This is a genomic window from Exiguobacterium sp. s21 (genome assembly GCF_018617975.1).
Classification (GTDB): domain Bacteria; phylum Bacillota; class Bacilli; order Exiguobacteriales; family Exiguobacteriaceae; genus Exiguobacterium; species Exiguobacterium mexicanum_A.
Genome location: NZ_JACSLF010000031.1, coordinates 1 through 837 on the forward strand (window position 1 = coordinate 1; position 837 = coordinate 837).

General features: G+C 51.6%; 6 tRNA genes and 2 rRNA genes. All 8 read left to right on the forward strand.

The window, feature by feature from the left end:
• Positions 1 to 88: ribosomal RNA gene (gene rrf, locus KNP06_RS15125) — 5S ribosomal RNA — on the forward strand; the annotation flags it as partial.
• A gap of 11 nt (positions 89 to 99) precedes the next feature.
• A tRNA-Val gene (locus KNP06_RS15130) sits at positions 100 to 175 on the forward strand.
• A 9-nt stretch (positions 176 to 184) separates the two neighbouring features.
• Positions 185 to 260, forward strand: a tRNA-Thr gene (locus KNP06_RS15135).
• A 34-nt stretch (positions 261 to 294) separates the two neighbouring features.
• Positions 295 to 381 (forward strand) — tRNA-Leu (locus KNP06_RS15140).
• 31 nt (positions 382 to 412) lie between these two features.
• Positions 413 to 489: transfer RNA gene (locus KNP06_RS15145), tRNA-Arg, on the forward strand.
• Positions 490 to 496: 7 nt separating this feature from the next.
• Positions 497 to 573 (forward strand) — tRNA-Pro (locus tag KNP06_RS15150).
• A gap of 11 nt (positions 574 to 584) precedes the next feature.
• Positions 585 to 660: transfer RNA gene (locus tag KNP06_RS15155), tRNA-Ala, on the forward strand.
• A 104-nt stretch (positions 661 to 764) separates the two neighbouring features.
• Positions 765 to 837 (forward strand): 16S ribosomal RNA (locus tag KNP06_RS15160); the annotation flags it as partial.

The following is an 837-nucleotide window of genomic DNA, read 5'->3' on the forward strand; positions in this document are numbered from 1 at the left end:
CCGTTCCCATGCCGAACACGGAAGTTAAGCGCTTCAGCGCCGAAAGTAGTTGGGGGTCTCCCCCTGTGAGGATAGGACGTTGCCAGGCATTACATATTTGGAGGATTAGCTCAGCTGGGAGAGCACCTGCCTTACAAGCAGGGGGTCGGCGGTTCGATCCCGTCATCCTCCACCATTTACACCTGCCGGTGTAGCTCAGTTGGTAGAGCATCTGACTTGTAATCAGAGGGTCGAGGGTTCGAATCCTTTCGCCGGCACCATTTTTAAAATAGTCTACCGCATGAATTATACCTTGCCGGGGTGGCGGAATTGGTAGACGCACAGGACTTAAAATCCTGCGAGGGTTTCCTCGTGCCGGTTCAAGTCCGGCCCTCGGTACCATCTTAATATCCCATGAAAGTTCATTCGTCTCGCACCCTTAGCTCAGCTGGATAGAGCGTTAGACTACGAATCTAAAGGCCGGGAGTTCGAATCTCTCAGGGTGCACCATCTATTTCGGGAAGTAGCTCAGCTTGGTAGAGCACTTGGTTTGGGACCAAGGGGTCGCAGGTTCGAATCCTGTCTTCCCGACCATCATAACTTTTGGGGCCTTAGCTCAGCTGGGAGAGCGCCTGCCTTGCACGCAGGAGGTCAGCGGTTCGATCCCGCTAGGCTCCACCAATTTTTAAACCGACGAACTTTGAAAACTGAACGATGAGGCAAAAATGTTTTACAATTTTTGAATGAAGCGCAAGCTTCGTCATTTTTGAAGAGCTATATCAAATTCTTTGGAGAGTTTGATCCTGGCTCAGGACGAACGCTGGCGGCGTGCCTAATACATGCAAGTCGAGCGCAGGA